This window comes from Paractinoplanes lichenicola, from assembly GCF_016785085.1.
GTDB classification, from domain to species: Bacteria; Actinomycetota; Actinomycetes; order Mycobacteriales; family Micromonosporaceae; genus Actinoplanes; species Actinoplanes lichenicola.
The window spans coordinates 226,951-242,753 of the sequence record NZ_JAENHO010000006.1 but is presented as its reverse complement, the minus strand read 5'-3'; the positions used below and the strand labels follow the sequence as shown (position 1 = coordinate 242,753).

The window sequence follows — 15,803 nt, the reverse complement described above, 5'->3', positions numbered from 1 at the left end:
TGGGAATCATGTGGCAGGCCGAGGTCCGGATCGATCTGGACGCCATCCGGGACAACGTCGCGTTGCTGCGCGCCAGAACGACCGCCGAGGTGATGGCCGTCGTCAAGGGCGACGGCTACGGGCACGGCATGCTGCCCTCGGCGCGGGCCGCCCTCGCCGGCGGGGCGACATGGCTGGGCGTGGCGACGCTCGAGGAGGGCCTGGCGCTGCGCCGGGCCGGGTTCGAGGTGCCCGTGCTGGCCTGGCTGCACTCGCCCGGCCAGCCGCTGCACGAGGGGGTGGCGGCCGGCCTCGACCTCAACGCGGGCAGCCTCGAGCTGCTGGGCGAGCTGGTCACGGCGGCCCGGCGCGCGGAGCGCACGGCCCGGGTGCATCTCAAGCTCGACACCGGCCTGTCCCGCGGCGGCGCCACCCCGGCCGAGTGGCCGGCGCTGCTCGAGGCGGCCGCCAAGGGCCAGGCCGACGGCGACCTCGAGGTGGTCGGCGTGTGGAGCCACTTCGTCTCCGCCGACGCCCCCGGTCACGAGACCATCGACCATCAGCTGGCCGTCTTCGCCGAGGGGCTGGCCACGGCCGAGCGCTTGGGAATCACCCCGCGCTATCGGCACATCGCGAACTCCGCGGCCACGCTGACCCGCCCCGACTCGCATTACGACCTCGTCCGGCCCGGCATCGCGGTCTACGGCCTGTCCCCGGTGGCCGGCGAGACGTACGGGCTGCGCCCGGCGATGACGGCGCGGGCCCGGGTCGCGCTGACCAAGCGGGTGCCGGCCGGTCAGGGCGTGTCCTACGGCCACACCTATTTCACCGAGCGCGAGACGACCCTGGCGCTGGTGCCGCTGGGCTACGCCGACGGGGTGCCGCGCGCGGCCTCCAACGCGGGCCCGGTCCAGCTCGGCGGCAAAATTCGTACGGTGGCCGGCCGGGTCTGCATGGATCAGATCGTCCTCGACGTGGGCGACGACCCGGTCGTCTCGGGCGACGTGGCGACGCTGTTCGGGGCGGGCGACGACGGCGGGCCCACGGCCGACGACTGGGCCGAGGTCGTCGGCACGATCAACTACGAGATCGTCACCCGGTTCGGCAGCACCAGAGTCCCGCGGGTCTACGACGGAGGTGCCGCGTGAGTCCGGCCAGCAAACGGGCCAAGCAGGTCGGCATCGCCGGTGCGGCCGTCGGTGTGCTCGCGGCCGGCCTGGCCACCGCGTTCGCCGTCGAGCGGGTGCTGGTGCGGCGCTCGATCAGCGCGCCCGGCGACCCGCACGTCGACGAGCCCTTCGGCGACCAGGCGTACGACCGTGAGTTGACCGTCACGGCGGCCGACGGCACCGAGCTGCACGTCGAGATCGTCGAGCCCACCAAGGCGAAGCCGGGCGCCAAGCCCACGATCGTCTTCGTGCACGGCTTCGCGCTCGACATGGGCACGTTCTACTTTCAGCGCAAGGCCCTCACCGAGCAAGGCGAGCACCGTCTGGTCTTCTACGACCAGCCCGGTCACGGCCGGTCGAGCCGGCTCAAGTCGGGCGACTACGACATCGCCGCGCTCGGCAAGTCGCTGGCCGCGGTGCTCAACGCGGCGGTGCCCGACGGCCACATCATCCTGGTCGGCCACTCGATGGGCGGCATGACGCTCATGGCGTTCGCCGAGCAGTATCCGGAGTGGTTCGGCAAGCGGGTCACCGGTGTGGTGCTCATGTCCACGTCGGCCGGTCTGATCGACAAGACCAAGCTCGGCATCCCGTCGCTGGTGGCCCGGGCCAGCGCGCCGTTCTTCCCGCTCTGGGGCAAGGCGGCCCACCTGGGCGGCAGCAGCATCGACCGGGCCCGCGTGGTCTCCTCCGACCTGGCCTGGCTGCTCACCCGGCGGTATGGCTTCGGTGAGCCCAAGCCCAGTCCCTCGTTGGTCACGTTCGTGGAGAACATGAACTCCAAGACGTCCGTCGAGACGCTGACGAAATACCTGCACACGCTCTACACGCACAACCGCTTCCCGGCTTTGTCGGCGCTGCGCGGCACCCCGGTGCTGGTGATCGTGGGCACGCGCGACTATCTGACCCCGGTGACCCACTCCGAGGAGATCCTGCGGCACCTGCCCGAGGCCGAGCTCGTCAAGGTCGACAACAGCGGGCACGTCGTGATGCTGGAGAAGGCCGACGTGGTCAACGCCGCGCTGCTGCCGTTCCTGGAGAAGATCTCGTGAAGCTGCCCACGGTGGACGACACCCGGGCGTTCGGGCGGCGGCTCGCCTCGATCCTCCGCCCGGGTGACCTGGTGCTGCTCACGGGCCCGCTCGGCGCCGGCAAGACCGCGCTGGTGCAGGGGCTCGGGGCCGGGCTCGGCGTGACCGACCCGATCACGTCACCGACCTTCGTGATCGCGCGCGTCCATCGAGGACGGATTCCGCTGGTCCACGCGGACGCATACCGGCTGGGTGACAGTGCCGACCCGCGCGCCGAGATCGACGACCTCGACCTGGACGCCTCGGCCGGCGACGCGGTCACCGTCGTCGAGTGGGGCGCCGGCCTGGTCGAGCAGCTCAACGACGAATATCTGCAGGTGCGGCTCGACCGGCTGGACGACGACACCCGGGTGGCCGAGCTGATTCCGTACGGCGGAGACTGGGCCGCGCGCATCGCGGACCTTCACACACTTGGGGAGAGACCTTGAATCTGGCGGAGTTGCTGCCGGCCGAATGGCGAGCCGAGCTTGCCGGTTTTCTCGACGAGAAGGCCACGGCCGCGCTGGGCGAGTTCGTGGCCTCGGAATACGCGGCGCACACGATCTATCCGCCGATCGAGGACCTGTTCTCGGCGTACCGGCTGTGCCTGCCCGAGCAGACCCGGGTGCTGATCCTGGGGCAGGACCCCTATCACGGCCCCGGCCAGGCCCACGGGCTCAGCTTCAGCGTGCGGGAGGGCGTCAAGATCCCGCCGTCGCTGCGCAATGTGTTCAAGGAGCTGGCCGAGGACGTCGCGGTCGCGCCGCCGGCCGCAGGCGACCTCACCGGCTGGGCGCAGCAGGGCGTGCTGCTGCTCAACGCGGTGCTGACGGTGCGCGCGGGAGCGGCCGCGTCGCATGCGGGCAAGGGCTGGGAGGCGTTCACCGACGCCACGATCCGGGCGCTGAACGCTCGCGACGAGCGGGTGGTGTTCCTGCTCTGGGGTGGTTACGCGCGCAAGAAGGCGGCGCTGATCACCAACCCGGCCCACGTGGTGCTCGAGGCCGGGCACCCGAGCCCGCTCAACCGCGAGGGCTTCCGCGGCGCCCGTCCGTTCAGCGCGGCTAACAAGGCCCTGGCCGACGGCGGTCGCCCGGTCATCAACTGGGATCCGCGCACCGCGGGTTAGGGTCGGAAACGTGCTGGTACTGGCTCTGGACACCGCAACCCCCGCGTCGACCGCCGCGCTGGTGGAGGTCACCGCCGACGGCCTTCGGGGGCTCGCCGAGCGGCGCACCGTCGACCCCCGGGCCCACGGGGAGAAGCTGGCCCCTGAGATCGAGGCCACCCTGGCCGAGGCGGGGGTGCGCCCGCGCGACCTCGGGGCGATCGTGGCCGGGCTCGGGCCGGGCCCGTTCACCGGCCTGCGGGTCGGCCTCGTCACGGCCGCGAGCATGGGCCAGGCGCTCGGCATCCCGACGTACGGGGTCTGCTCGCTCGACGGTCTGGGCCGGGCCGCCGGTCCGGGCCGGGTGCTGATCGCGACCGACGCCCGGCGGCGCGAGGTCTACTTCGCGACATACCGCGACGGCGTCCGGGTCCAGGGCCCCGACGTCGCCCGTCCGGGTGATGTGGCCGCCGCGATCGTCCGCGCCGGCACCCCCACCCGCAGCCGCGCCCGCAACAGCGCCGCCACCGACGCGGCCGCCCTGGCCGAGTCCGAGACGCTGGAGGCCGCGATCTCGCTGGTCGGCGCCGACGCGGCCCGCGTCGCCGCCGCGCTGGCCCGGGCCGAGGCGGCCGCCCTGATCGGCCAGGCCACCGCCCGCGACGACGGCGTCGATCTGACCGGCCGCCAGTCCGAGGCCCCGGCCATCGGCGTCGGCGGCCTGGTCGACCGGGCCGCGGGCGAGGGCGCCCTCAAATACGGCGACGTCTTCGGCGTGCCCGTCGAGGAGCACCTGCTCTATCCGCCCGGCGCCGCCCTGGTCGCGCTGGCGGCCGACCGCATCCGTGCGGGCGCGCCGGGCGAGGCCCTGACCCCGCTCTATCTGCGCCGCCCGGACGCGGTCGAACCGACCGGCCGCAAACCGGTGCTGACCTGATGCGGATCGAGCGTTTCCGCTGGTGGCACATCGCCGAGGTGGTCCCGTTGGAGCGGGACCTGTTCGGTGACGAGAAGTGGACGGCGGCGATGTTCTGGAACGAGCTCGCGCAGCGCAACTTCTATGTCGTGGCGCTCGACGGCGACGACGTCCTCGGCTATGCCGGGCTCGCCGCCACCCTGGACGAGGCGTGGGTGCAGAACATCGCCGTACGGAAATCCGGGCAGCGCCGCGGCACCGGGCGCAAGCTGCTCGAGGCGCTGCTCGACGAGGCCCACCGGCTCGAGATCAAGCAGACCCTGCTCGAGGTGGCGGTCGACAACGAGCCCGCCCAGCGCCTCTACGCCACGTACGATTTCGAGCCCGTCGGCATCCGGCGCGGCTACTACCAACCGAGCAACACGGACGCCCTGGTGATGATGCGCAATGGCTGACGAGCCCCTGGTCCTCGGGATCGAGACCTCCTGCGACGAGACCGGCATCGGCATCGTGCGGGGCCACACCCTGCTGGCCGACGCGCTCGCGTCCAGTGTGGATCAGCACGCCCGGTTCGGCGGCGTCGTGCCCGAGGTGGCCAGCCGGGCCCACCTCGAGGCGCTCGTGCCGACCATGCAGCGCGCGCTCGAGGAGGCCAAGGTCACCCTGGCCGACATCGACGCGATCGCCGTGACCAGCGGGCCCGGTCTGGCCGGGGCGCTGCTGGTCGGGGTGGCCGCGGCCAAGGGCTACGCGCTGGCCGCGGACAAGCCCGTCTACGGCGTCAACCACCTGGCGGCGCACGTGGCCGTCGACACCCTCGAGCACGGCCCGCTGCCCGAGCCCGCGATCGCCATGCTGGTCTCGGGTGGACACTCCTCGCTGCTGCTCGTCGACGATCTCACCAACGGGGTTACGCCGCTCGGGGCCACGATCGACGACGCCGCCGGCGAGGCGTTCGACAAGGTGGCGCGCCTGCTCGGGCTCGGCTTCCCCGGGGGACCGATCATCGACCGTACGGCGAAGGAAGGTGACCCGGCGTCGATCGCGTTCCCGCGCGGGCTCACCGCACCCAAAGATCTTGCCGCGCACCGCTTCGACTTCTCGTTCTCGGGGCTCAAGACGGCCGTGGCCCGCTGGGTCGAAGCCCGCGAACGGGCCGGCGAGCCGGTGCCGATCGCCGACGTCTCGGCCTCGTTCCAGGAGGCGGTGTGCGACGTGCTCACCGCCAAGGCGATCGAGGCCTGCCGGACGAACGGCGTCGGGACCCTGGTCATCGGGGGCGGCGTGGCGGCCAACTCGCGGCTGCGGGTGCTGGCCGAGGAGCGCGCGGCCAAGCACGGCATCGAGGTGCGCGTGCCCCGGCCCGCGCTGTGCACCGACAACGGCGCGATGGTGGCGGCGCTCGGCTCGCGGCTCGTGGCGGCCGGGGTGGCGCCGAGTCGTCTCGATCTGCCTGCAGACTCGGCGATGCCATTGACCGCGGTCAGCGTGGCGGGGTAGGAAGCGAACATGATCGCGCGGATGTGGGAGATACGCGCCTCGCTCAGCGGCTTCGACGAGCTGCTGACCTGGGTGTGCGACGTGGCCGTGCCCCGCATCGAGGTGCTGCCGCAGCACGTGTCGAGCGACGTGTTCTCGTCCACCGACAACCGCATTGTGGTCATCTCGAAGTGGCGCCACAGCCCGGAAAGCCTGCCCGCGCCGCCGCCGAATCTGATCGCCCGGGCGCCTCACGTGTGGGACTTCACACCGGTAGATCGTTAAGGGAAAACGCGTCGCAAACTGTCGTACCCCGGCCGTAACGTCGGGGCTGCGATGAAGAAGCTCCCCGACGCCGCCCCAGGCATTCCCGACGACAGTTCCCCCGTTGGCTATCTCCGCCGGCTGATCCGGCACTACTGGCGATCGGTGTACGCGGCGATCGCGCTCGCCATCCTCTGGATGCTCTGCCAGGCGTTCGTGCCCGCGATCGTCGGCCGGGCGATCGACGCCGCCACCGATGGCGACCGTCGTGGCCTGCTGATCTGGAGCCTGGCGTTGCTCGCGGCGGGCATCGGCCAGGCCGCGTTCGGCATCGGCCGGCATCGCTTCGCGGTCGTCAACTACGTGGGCGGCATGTTCACCACGGTCCAGCTCACCGTGCGCAAGGCCGGCCGGCTGGGCTCGGCGCTCTCCCGCCGGCTCGACACGGGCGAGGTCGTCGCGATCGGCACGTCCGACATCCGTCAGATCGGCGCCGCGATCGACATCACCGCCCGTGGCACCGGCTCGCTGCTCGCCGTCGTCGCCGTGGCTGTCATCCTGCTCACCACGTCGGTGCCGCTCGGCCTGGTCGTGGTGCTCGGGGTGCCGCTGCTGATGTCGATCGTGGCCCTGCTCATCCGCCCGTTGCACGGCCGCCAGCAGGCCACCCGCGAGCAGCAGGGCCTGCTCACCGGGCGCGCGGCCGATCTGGTCGGCGGCCTGCGGGTGCTGCGGGGCGTCGGCGGCGAGGCGGTCATGGGCCGGCGCTATCGCGAGGAGTCGCAGGTGCTGCGCGCGGCCGGGGTGCGTACGGCGGGGGTCGAGTCGTTGCTGGAGGCGGCCCAGGTGCTGCTGCCGGGCATCTTCCTGGTGCTGGTCACGTGGCTCGGGGCGCGGTTCGCGCTCGACGGGCACATCACCGTGGGCCAGCTGGTCTCCTTCTATGCGTACGCGGCCTTCCTGGTCACGCCGCTGCGGCAGCTCACCGAGGCGATCGACAAGCTGACCCGCGGCCACGTCTCGGCCCGCCGGGTGGTGTCGATGCTGCGCGCCCGCACCGACCTGCCCGATCCCGCGGCCCCGGTCGACGCCGAGCGGCTGCGCGGCCCGCTGACCGACCCGGCGTCCGGCGTGACGATCCCGCCCGGGCGCACGACGGCGATCGTCGCCACCGTGCCCGCCGAGGCCGCCGCGATCGCCGACCGGCTCGGCCGATACGCCGACGGCGCGCTGGCCGACGGCGTCCCGCTGGGCTCGTTCGAGCTGGCCGCCGTGCGCGAGCGGATCCTGGTCGCCGACAACGACGCCCGCCTGTTCACCGGCCCGATGCGCGCCGATCTCGACCCGGGCGGCGACGGCCGGCTCACGCAGGCGTTGCGGACGGCCGCCGCCACCGACATCGTCGAGGCGCTGCCCGACGGGCTCGACAGCGAGGTGGCCGAGCGCGGCCGCACGTTCTCCGGCGGTCAGCAGCAACGACTGCGGCTGGTGCGGGCGCTGGTGGCCGACCCCGACACGCTGATCCTGGTCGAGCCGACCAGCGCGGTCGACGCGCACACCGAGGCCCGCATCGCCGAGCGGCTGGTGGCCGCCCGGGCCGGCCGCACGACCGTGATCTGCACGTCCAGCCCGCTCGTGCTCGACCGCACCGACCAGGTGATCTTCGTCGACCAGGGCCGGGTGGTGTCCGTCGGCCGCCATCGTGACCTGCTCGACGACGAGCCGCTTTACGCCCGCACGGTGCTGCGAGAGGAGGCGGCGTGAGCAACCTGCTGCCCGTCGCGGACACCGCCCAGGTCCGGCGCTACGCCCGTGACCTGCTGCGCCGCTATCCGCGCACGCTCGGCCTGACCGTCGGGCTGCACGTGCTGGCCGCCGTGGCCGGGCTCGTCGGGCCACGGCTGCTGGGCGAGCTCGTCGAGGCGATCCGGCACGGCGAGGGCGTCGGCGTGGTCGACCGGCTGGCCGCGACCATCGCCGGGTTCGTCGTGCTGCAGGCGGTGCTGGTCCGGTTCGCCTATCTGGCGTCGGCCCGGCTCGGCGAGCAGGTGCTGGCCCGGTTGCGCGAGGAGTTCGTCGAGCGGGTGCTCGCGCTGCCACTCTCCACCGTGGAGCGGGCGGGGTCGGGCGACCTGCTCACCCGTACGACCCGGGACGTCGACGCGCTGTCCCGGTGTGTGCGGCTGGCCGTGCCCGAGACGATGATCGCGCTGATCACGGTGGCCCTGGTGGTCGGCGCGCTGGTGCTGACCGGGCCGCTGCTCGCGTTGCCGCTGCTCATCGCCGTGCCGATCATCGTGGTGGGCACCCGGTGGTATTTGCGCCGGGCCCCCGCGGGCTATCTGCGGCAGAACGCGGTCTATTCCACAGTGACCGACGGGCTGGCCGAGACGGTCGAGGGCGCCCGTACGGTCGACGCCCTGCGCCGCCAGCAGCAACGGATCGACCGCTCCGACGCCGACCTGCGCGTCTCGTGGGCGGCCGAGAAATACACCCTCTTCCTGCGTACGGTGTGGTTCCCCGTCATCGAGGTGAGCTATGTGCTGCCGGTGGTCGCGACGCTGCTCGCCGGTGGCTGGCTCTATCTGCACGGCACCGTGTCGCTGGGGCAGCTGACGGCCGCGGTGATCTATGTGCAGCTGCTGATCGACCCGCTCGACCGGCTGCTCGGCTGGCTCGACGAGGTGCAGATCGGCGCGGCCTCGCTGGCCCGGCTGCTCGGCGTGGCGGCCGGCGACGAGGGCCCGGCCGCGGCCGGCGCCGAACCGGAGGGGGCCCGCATCGAGGTCCGCGACGTGCGCTTCTCCTACGTGCCCGGTCGCGAGGTGCTGCACGGCATCAACCTGACCCTCGAACCGGGGGAGCGGCTCGCGGTCGTCGGGCCGTCCGGCGCGGGCAAGTCGACGCTGGGCCGGCTGCTGGCCGGTGTGCACGAGCCGACGGGCGGCACGATCACGGTGGGCGGGGTGCCGCTGCCCGGCCTGCCGCTCGACCGGCTGCGCACCGAGGTGGCGCTGGTGACGCAGGAACATCACGTGTTCATCGGCACGGTGCGCGACAACATCGCGATGGTGCGGCCGGGCGCCGCGGAAGCCGAGGTGCGGTCGGCGCTGGCCGCGGTGCATGCGCTCGAGTGGGCGCTGGCGTTGCCGTCGGGGCTCGAGACGGTGGTCGGGACGGGCGGGCATCCGCTGACGGCGGCGCAGGCGCAACAGCTGGCGCTGGCCCGGCTCGTGCTGGCCGACCCGCACACGCTGGTGCTCGACGAGGCGACATCCCTGCTCGACCCGCGGGCGGCCCGTGATCTCGAACGTTCGTTGGCCGCGGTGCTGCACGGGCGCACGGTCGTGGCGATCGCCCACCGGCTGTTCTCGGCCCACGACGCCGACCGGGTGGCAGTCGTCGAGAACGGCCGCATCACCGAACTGGGCTCACACGACGAGCTGGTCGCAGCCAACGGGCCTTATGCGGCGCTGTGGCGCTCCTGGCACGGCGAACGCATCCCCGACCCGGATCCGGCTCGCTGACCGTATGCCGGTCAGGCGCGGATCAGCGCGATGAAGAAGCCGAGCAGCACGAGGGTGGCCGCGGCGATGGCGAAGAGGATGAGCAGGTCGCGGCTCGGCTCCTCGACGGTCGCGGCGGCGCCGGTCGGCTGAGTGTCGGCCGGGAGGTCGTTGACGACGGCGGCCAGCTCGTCCAGGGTGCGCGCGCAGTGGGCGACCTTTGCCCGCTCGGCGAACTCGTCCAGCGTGAGGCGTCCCGCGCCGGCGTGCCGCTCGAGGTCGGCCACCGTGCGCTCGCGATCTTCGTCGGAAGCACGGATTTCCACGGCCGCACTCTACCGCCGCCACGCGACCCCGGGCACTCATCGACCACCGAACAACCGCGCGGGCTGGGTGTCACGAGGTGGGGGGACCGCACGAGGTGGGGTGTGGGTGGGTGTCACGAGGTGGGGTGGACCGCACGAGGTGGGGTGTGGGTGGGCGCACGAGGTGGGGTGTGGGTGGGCGCACGAGGTGGGGTGTGGGGACCGCGCGAGGTGGGTGGGAGTGGGTCGCGCGAGGCGGGTCTGGGTTGGCGCGCGAGGTGTGGATCGGACGCGCGAAATGGGTGTGGCGGTGGCCGTGCGAGGTGGGCGGGGGCCTGGTGAAAGGGCGGTGCATGGAAAGGGCGCGCTCCAAGCGGAGCGCGCCCTTTGGTGTTGCGTGGATCAGAAGCCGGGGCCGTGCTGGTGGCCGTGGCCTCCGTGGCTGTGGCCGTGGCCGCCGGCGGCGGCGGGCTCGGGCTCGGCCGGCTTGTCGACCACGAGGCTTTCCGTGGTCAGGAGGAGGCCGGCGATCGAGACGGCGTTGGAGACCGCGTTGCGGGTCACCTTGACCGGGTCGATGATGCCGGCGGCCGCCAGGTCGACGTATTCGTCGGTGGCCGCGTTGAGGCCGTGGCCCCAGCCCAGCTCGGCGACCTTGCCCACCACGACGTAGCCGTCGTGGCCGGCGTTCTGCGCGATCCAGCGCAGCGGCTCCACCAGCGCCTTGCGGACGATCGAGACGCCGATCGCCTCCTCGCCGGTGAGGCCCAGACCGCCGTCGAGCTCCTTGGCCACCTGGGCCAGGGCGGCGCCACCGCCGGGGACGGTGCCCTCCTCGACCGCGGCCTTGGTCGCCGCGATGGCGTCCTCGATGCGGTGCTTGCGCTCCTTCATCTCGACCTCGGTCGCGGCGCCGACCTTGATCACCGCGATGCCGCCGGAGAGCTTGGCCAGCCGCTCCTGGAGCTTCTCGCGGTCCCAGTCGGAGTCGGAGGCCTCGATCTCCTTGCGGATCTGCGCGACCCGGTCGGTGACGTCGGCCGACTTGCCGCCGCCGTCGACGATCGTGGTGTTCTCCTTGTCGACCACGACGCGCCGGGCGGTGCCCAGCATGTCGAGGGTGACCTGGTCGAGCTTGTAACCCAGCTCGGGGGCGATCAGCTCGCCACCGGTGGCGATCGCCAGGTCCTGCAGCATCGCCTTGCGGCGGTCGCCGAAGCCGGGCGCCTTGACGGCGGCGACCTTCAGCGTCTTGCGCAGCGCGTTGACCACCAGCGTGGACAGGGCCTGGCCCTCGACGTCCTCCGCGATGATCAGCAGCGGCTTGCTGGACTGCAGCACCTTCTCCAGCAGCGGAAGCATCTCTTCGATGCTGGAGATCTTCTGGGTCGTGATCAGGATGTGCGCGTCCTCGAGGACGGCCTCCTGCGACTCGGCGTCGGTCACGAAGTTCGGCGAGATGAAGCCCTTGTCGAACTGCAGACCCTCGGTGACGTCGAGCTCGGTCGCCATGGCCGAGCCCTCCTCGACGGTGATGACACCGTCGCGGCCGACCCGGTCCATCGCCTCGGCGATCAGCTCGCCAATCGTGGCGTCCTGGGCCGAGATGGTGGCCACGTTCGCGATCGCCTTGTGATCGGCGACCTCGACGGCCTTGGCCAGCAGCGCCTTCGACACGGTCTCGGCGGCCTGGTCCATGCCGCGCTTGAGGCCGATCGGGTTGGCGCCCGCGGTCACGTTGCGCAGGCCCTCGCGCACGAGCGCCTGGGCGAGCACGGTCGCGGTGGTGGTCCCGTCGCCGGCGACGTCGTTGGTCTTGGTCGCCACCTCCTTGACCAGCTGCGCGCCGAGGTTCTGGTACGGGTCGGTGAGCTCGATCTCCTTGGCGATGGTGACGCCGTCGTTGGTGATCGTGGGCGCGCCGAACTTCTTGTCCAGGACGACGTTGCGGCCACGCGGGCCGAGGGTGACCTTGACCGTGTCGGCGAGCGAGTTGACGCCGTGCTCGAGCAGGTGGCGGGCGTCGTCGGAGAAGCTGAGAATCTTCGCCATATGTGGTCCCTTCACGCACCAACGCCCTGGCCCGTCAGCAACGAGCCAGGGCGATCAGCACTGTCAGTAGGTCACTTCTCGATGACCGCGAGGACGTCGCGGGCGGAGAGCACCAGGTACTCCTCGCCGGCGTACTTGACCTCGGTGCCGCCGTACTTCGAGTAGAGGACCGTCTCGCCGACCTTGACGTCAACCGGGATGCGGTTGCCCTTGTCGTCGATGCGGCCGGGGCCCACAGCGAGGACGGTGCCCTCCTGCGGCTTCTCCTTGGCGGTGTCGGGGATCACGATGCCCGACGCCGTGGTCGTCTCAGCCTCGTTCGCCTGGACCACGATGCGGTCCTCGAGCGGCTTGATCGCAACCTTGGTCGCGGTAGTCACGGGCATACCCTCCTGGGTACAGGTTTGCCGACCAGAAACTCTGGCCGGGCTGATGCCTCATGCCACCGGGCGGGGCCGTCGTCGCGGGTGCCGGTCCGCCTGGTGCCAAGCCGCAGGCCCGGATGGGCTCGCGGCTGGCACCCTCATGTTGAGAGTGCTAATCGGAGATTAGGCCGGAACTAGCACTCCGTCAACCAGAGTGCCAACCAAGTTGAGGCCGGGGAGAATGCCTGCGTGACCGCCTCCCTCCGTACCCCCGAAGGGGTGAACGCCCTGGCCCTGGCGAGTGAGATCGCCGCCGGGGACCCGCTGGCCGCGGCCTCCGCGCTGCGCTCGCGGGGAGTGCCGCCCGAACTGGCCGCGGCCGCGCTGACCCAGGTCGATCTGAGGCGCCGCGCGACCTCGAAGTTCGGCCCGGACGCGGAGTCGATGTTCTTCACGCGGGCCGGGCTGGAGCAGGCGACCCGGGCGGCCGTGTCGAACCGGCGGGCGGCCCGGCTGGCGGCGGCGGGCGTGAAGACTTTGGCCGACCTCGGCTGCGGGCTGGGCTCCGACGCCATCGCGGCTGCGCGCGCCGGAATCGAGGTGTACGCCGTCGACGCCGACCCGCTGACGGCCGAGACGGCTGCGGCGAACGTGGCGGCCCTGAAACTCGACCACCTGATCCGGGTCGAATGCGCGGACGCCACGACCGTACGGGTGGAAGGGTTTGACGCCGTTTTTGCCGACCCCGCGCGGCGGAGGGCCGGGCGTGGGCGTGTCTTCGACCCCAAGTCCTACTCGCCGCCCTGGGACTTCGTCGTGGGCCTGGCCGAGCGGGTGCCTCGAACGGTGCTCAAGCTGGCCCCGGGAATCGATCACGACCTGCTGCCGCCCGGCGCGGAGGGGGAGTGGGTGAGCGTGGGCGGCGACCTGGTCGAGGCCGCGTTCTGGTGCGGCCCGCTGGCGGAGGCGCCGCGCCGCGCGACGTTACTTCCGAGTAGCGCGGAAAAGGGTGGCGCGGCGGGGCGAGGGGTGGAGCTGACTGGGAGCGGGACACGCCAGGCGCCCGTCGGGGATGTCGGGGCGTATCTCTACGACCCCGACCCGGCGGTGGTGCGCTCGCACTTGGTGGCCGAGTTCGCCGAGACCATCGGCGGCAGCCTGGCCGACCCCGACATCGCGTACGTCTACACCGACGACCCGCGCGAGACCCCGTACGGGAGAAGGTTGGAGATCACGGACGTGCTCGGGTTCTCGTTGAAGCGGCTGCGCGCCCTGCTCCGGGAGCGTGGGGTGGGGCGGCTGGAGATCCGCAAGCGCGGCTCGGCCCTGGAGCCCGAGCAGTTGCGCCGTGATCTGCGGCTGTCGGGCCCGGAGGCGGCGTCGATCGTGCTGACCCGGGTGGCGGGCGCCCCGACGGTGATCCTGTGCCGCGCGTGAAGGGGTAGCGTGCGCGCCATGGCGAAGAAGGCCGCGGCCGGCACCCCGGCCACCGCGCTGCTCACCGCGCAGAGGGTCGAGCACACCCTGCATCCGTACGAGGTCTCGCCGGAGGCGCCGAACTATGGCGCGCTCGTGGCCGAGGCGCTCGGGGTCGGGGCCGAGCGGGTCTTCAAGACGCTGATCGCCGAGGTCGACGGGGGACTGGTCGTCGGTGTGGTGCCGGTGACCGGCGAGCTGGATCTGAAGGCGCTCGCGCACGCCGCCGGGGGCAAACGGGCAAACCTTGCCGATCGCGCCGCCGCGGAGCGCAGCAGTGGCTACGTGCGCGGGGGCATCAGTCCGCTCGGGCAGCGCAAGAAACTGCCTACCGTGGTCGACGACTCGGCCGTCGGGCTCGACCGGATGTTCGTCTCGGCGGGGCGTCGCGGGCTTCAGGTGGCCCTCGCGCCGGGCGATCTCATCCGGCTCACGGAAGCGGTTACGGCGACAATCCGGACATGAGGGTCGAATCCTCCGGCCAACTGCGAGCCGTTACGACAACGTTACGCGCCGCGGGGATCTTTCTCCCGAGAATGGGGCAGAGCGGGCGCTGACCTGACTTAGCGTCACATCGTGAGTCACGTCAGCGATCAATCGGTGGGCCCCGGTGCGCCTTGGCCAGGGCCGAACGCCTTGTATCACTGCCGTGTTGCCGGATTGTTATGGCGGGTTACGAGATCGCCGGGCGACACCGCTTGTGTAACCGGCCGCAACGGGAATACGTTGCCGGACACAACAAACTAGCTCCTGATCATTTTGATCTCTCGGCGTCTCGGGGAGCGACACTCCCGCAGCGCACACCATCGAAATCCGATGAAGGCCCGGATTTACCGAAAGGAAACTAGGAATGCGTAAGGGACTGTTCGCCCTTGCCGCGGTGAGCCTGCTGGCCACCGGCAGCATTGCCGCTTGCGGCGACGACAGCGGCACGGACTCCGGCAGCACCGGCGGCGACTCCTCCGCCGCGGGCAAGGTCGGCATCATCCTGCCCGACACCAAGAGCTCGCAGCGGTGGGGCACCGACGACCCGAAGTTCCTCAAGGCGGCGTTCGACGCGGCCGGCGTTCAGGCTGAGATCCAGAACGCGCAGGGCGACAAGACCCAGTTCCAGACCATCGCCGACGGCATGATCTCGAGCGGCGTCAGCGTCCTCATGATCGTCAACCTCGACTCCGGCACCGGTAAGGCCGTCCTCGAGAAGGCCAAGAAGGCCGGTATCGCGACGATCGACTACGACCGGCTGACCCTGAGCGGCGGCGCCGACTACTACGTGTCGTTCGACAACGTGAAGGTCGGCCAGCTGCAGGGCGAGGGCCTGGTCAAGTGCCTCGAGGACAAGAAGTACCAGAAGCCGGTCGTCGCCGAGCTCAACGGCTCCCCGACCGACAACAACGCCACCCTGTTCGCCCAGGGCTACGACGGCGTCCTCGACCCGAAGTACGCCGACGGCACCTTCACCAAGGGCCCGAACCAGGACGTTCCGGACTGGGACAACGCGCAGGCCGGCACGATCTTCGAGCAGATGCTGACCTCGAACAAGCAGATCAAGGGCGTCCTCGCGGCGAACGACGGTCTGGGCAACGCGGCCATCTCGGTGCTGAAGAAGAACAAGCTGAACGGCCAGGTCCCGGTGACCGGCCAGGACGCCACCGTTCAGGGCCTGCAGAACATCCTCGCCGGTGACCAGTGCATGACGGTCTACAAGGCGATCAAGAAGGAGGCCGACGCGGCCGCCGAGCTGGCGATCGCGCTGGCCAAGAAGCAGAAGCCGACCACGGCCACCGGCACCACGGAGGACCCGGAGTCGAAGGCCAAGGTTCCCTCGGTGCTGCTCGACCCGCAGTCGATCACCAAGGAGAACGTCAAGGACGTCATCGCCGACGGCTTCGTCACCAAGGACGCGGTCTGCACCGCCGACTTCGCCAAGGCCTGCACGGACGCGGGAATCAGCTGAGAATCCTCAACTGATGACGGGCTAGACCCGAACTGACGACGGCGCCGCTCATCCCCTGGTCAACGGGGGCGTGGGCGGCGCCGGAATTGGGTTACCCCCCACCCTGCCGTCCCTGGCCGCGCGCCGGGGGCGGCAAACCGGTCACTTAGCGAAGGAG

General features: G+C 71.5%; 16 protein-coding genes. 13 read left to right on the top strand and 3 right to left on the bottom strand.

What is annotated here, in order from left to right; genetic code table 11:
* Positions 1 to 8: 8 nt before the first annotated feature.
* From alr to JKJ07_RS22105, 10 genes are read left to right on the top strand one after another with little or no spacing between them, the layout of a single operon-like run.
* The gene (gene alr / locus JKJ07_RS22150) at positions 9 to 1,127 is read left to right on the top strand and encodes an alanine racemase (protein WP_202993634.1); all 1,119 of its coding nucleotides are present in this window, start codon (positions 9 to 11) and stop codon (positions 1,125 to 1,127) included.
* Entirely contained in the window at positions 1,124 to 2,200 is a 1,077-nt protein-coding gene (locus JKJ07_RS22145; RefSeq protein WP_202993633.1) for an alpha/beta fold hydrolase, read from the top strand. Before alr ends, JKJ07_RS22145 begins: the two co-directional genes overlap by 4 nt.
* The gene (tsaE, locus tag JKJ07_RS22140) at positions 2,197 to 2,667 is read left to right on the top strand and encodes a tRNA (adenosine(37)-N6)-threonylcarbamoyltransferase complex ATPase subunit type 1 TsaE (RefSeq protein WP_202993632.1); all 471 of its coding nucleotides are present in this window, start codon (positions 2,197 to 2,199) and stop codon (positions 2,665 to 2,667) included. Before JKJ07_RS22145 ends, tsaE begins: the two co-directional genes overlap by 4 nt.
* Positions 2,664 to 3,347, top strand: coding sequence for a uracil-DNA glycosylase (gene ung / locus JKJ07_RS22135; protein WP_202993631.1), 684 nt, complete (start codon positions 2,664 to 2,666; stop codon positions 3,345 to 3,347). The genes tsaE and ung overlap by 4 nt, the downstream gene beginning before the upstream one ends.
* A gap of 10 nt (positions 3,348 to 3,357) precedes the next feature.
* Positions 3,358 to 4,263 carry a tRNA (adenosine(37)-N6)-threonylcarbamoyltransferase complex dimerization subunit type 1 TsaB gene (tsaB, locus tag JKJ07_RS22130; protein ID WP_202993630.1) on the top strand — a complete coding sequence of 302 codons (906 nt, stop codon included), beginning with the start codon at positions 3,358 to 3,360 and terminating at the stop codon, positions 4,261 to 4,263.
* A complete protein-coding gene (gene rimI / locus JKJ07_RS22125; RefSeq protein ID WP_202993629.1) occupies positions 4,263 to 4,697 on the top strand; it encodes a ribosomal protein S18-alanine N-acetyltransferase in 435 nt (144 codons plus the stop codon). Before tsaB ends, rimI begins: the two co-directional genes overlap by 1 nt.
* On the top strand, positions 4,690 to 5,742 hold the full coding sequence (gene tsaD / locus JKJ07_RS22120) for a tRNA (adenosine(37)-N6)-threonylcarbamoyltransferase complex transferase subunit TsaD (RefSeq protein ID WP_202993628.1): 1,053 nt from the start codon (positions 4,690 to 4,692) through the stop codon (positions 5,740 to 5,742). Before rimI ends, tsaD begins: the two co-directional genes overlap by 8 nt.
* Before the next feature lie 9 nt (positions 5,743 to 5,751).
* Positions 5,752 to 6,006: a hypothetical protein gene (locus tag JKJ07_RS22115; RefSeq protein ID WP_202993627.1), complete on the top strand. Its 255-nt coding sequence runs from the start codon at positions 5,752 to 5,754 to the stop codon at positions 6,004 to 6,006.
* A 51-nt stretch (positions 6,007 to 6,057) separates the two neighbouring features.
* Positions 6,058 to 7,749 (top strand): ABC transporter ATP-binding protein, encoded by a 1,692-nt coding sequence (locus JKJ07_RS22110; RefSeq protein ID WP_202993626.1) that lies wholly within the window; start codon positions 6,058 to 6,060, stop codon positions 7,747 to 7,749.
* Complete coding sequence (locus JKJ07_RS22105; RefSeq protein ID WP_202993625.1) at positions 7,746 to 9,512, top strand: ABC transporter ATP-binding protein; 1,767 nt, start codon at positions 7,746 to 7,748, stop codon at positions 9,510 to 9,512. Before JKJ07_RS22110 ends, JKJ07_RS22105 begins: the two co-directional genes overlap by 4 nt.
* Positions 9,513 to 9,523: 11 nt before the next feature.
* Here the strand turns inward: JKJ07_RS22105 and JKJ07_RS22100 are convergent, their stop codons facing one another.
* From JKJ07_RS22100 to groES, 3 genes are all read right to left on the bottom strand, one after another.
* Positions 9,524 to 9,817 carry a DUF1707 SHOCT-like domain-containing protein gene (locus tag JKJ07_RS22100; RefSeq protein WP_202993624.1) on the bottom strand — a complete coding sequence of 98 codons (294 nt, stop codon included), beginning with the start codon at positions 9,815 to 9,817 and terminating at the stop codon, positions 9,524 to 9,526.
* 381 nt (positions 9,818 to 10,198) lie between these two features.
* Entirely contained in the window at positions 10,199 to 11,848 is a 1,650-nt protein-coding gene (groL, locus tag JKJ07_RS22095) for a chaperonin GroEL (protein WP_202993623.1), read from the bottom strand.
* 71 nt (positions 11,849 to 11,919) lie between these two features.
* Positions 11,920 to 12,228 carry a co-chaperone GroES gene (gene groES / locus JKJ07_RS22090; protein ID WP_015619077.1) on the bottom strand — a complete coding sequence of 103 codons (309 nt, stop codon included), beginning with the start codon at positions 12,226 to 12,228 and terminating at the stop codon, positions 11,920 to 11,922.
* A 234-nt stretch (positions 12,229 to 12,462) separates the two neighbouring features.
* On the opposite strand from groES, the gene JKJ07_RS22085 reads away from it, so the two are divergent.
* The 3 genes from JKJ07_RS22085 (at position 12,463) to JKJ07_RS22075 (ending at position 15,646) form a co-directional block, all read left to right on the top strand.
* A complete protein-coding gene (locus tag JKJ07_RS22085) occupies positions 12,463 to 13,650 on the top strand; it encodes a class I SAM-dependent methyltransferase (RefSeq protein WP_307834350.1) in 1,188 nt (395 codons plus the stop codon).
* A gap of 18 nt (positions 13,651 to 13,668) precedes the next feature.
* On the top strand, positions 13,669 to 14,154 hold the full coding sequence (gene ybaK / locus JKJ07_RS22080; protein WP_202993622.1) for a Cys-tRNA(Pro) deacylase: 486 nt from the start codon (positions 13,669 to 13,671) through the stop codon (positions 14,152 to 14,154).
* Positions 14,155 to 14,539: 385 nt separating this feature from the next.
* Positions 14,540 to 15,646, top strand: a complete 1,107-nt coding sequence (locus JKJ07_RS22075) for a sugar ABC transporter substrate-binding protein (RefSeq protein ID WP_202993621.1) — start codon at positions 14,540 to 14,542, stop codon at positions 15,644 to 15,646.
* Positions 15,647 to 15,803: the final 157 nt, after the last annotated feature.

Coding starts and splice junctions, on each gene's coding strand:
- JKJ07_RS22075 (WP_202993621.1), top strand. CDS start 14,540: ATGCGTAAGGGACTGTTCGCCCTTGCCGCGGTGAGCCTGCTGGCCACC.
- ybaK (WP_202993622.1), top strand. CDS start 13,669: ATGGCGAAGAAGGCCGCGGCCGGCACCCCGGCCACCGCGCTGCTCACC.
- JKJ07_RS22110 (WP_202993626.1), top strand. CDS start 6,058: ATGAAGAAGCTCCCCGACGCCGCCCCAGGCATTCCCGACGACAGTTCC.
- JKJ07_RS22115 (WP_202993627.1), top strand. CDS start 5,752: ATGATCGCGCGGATGTGGGAGATACGCGCCTCGCTCAGCGGCTTCGAC.
- tsaD (WP_202993628.1), top strand. CDS start 4,690: ATGGCTGACGAGCCCCTGGTCCTCGGGATCGAGACCTCCTGCGACGAG.
- alr (WP_202993634.1), top strand. CDS start 9: ATGTGGCAGGCCGAGGTCCGGATCGATCTGGACGCCATCCGGGACAAC.
- rimI (WP_202993629.1), top strand. CDS start 4,263: ATGCGGATCGAGCGTTTCCGCTGGTGGCACATCGCCGAGGTGGTCCCG.
- groL (WP_202993623.1), bottom strand. CDS start 11,848: ATGGCGAAGATTCTCAGCTTCTCCGACGACGCCCGCCACCTGCTCGAG.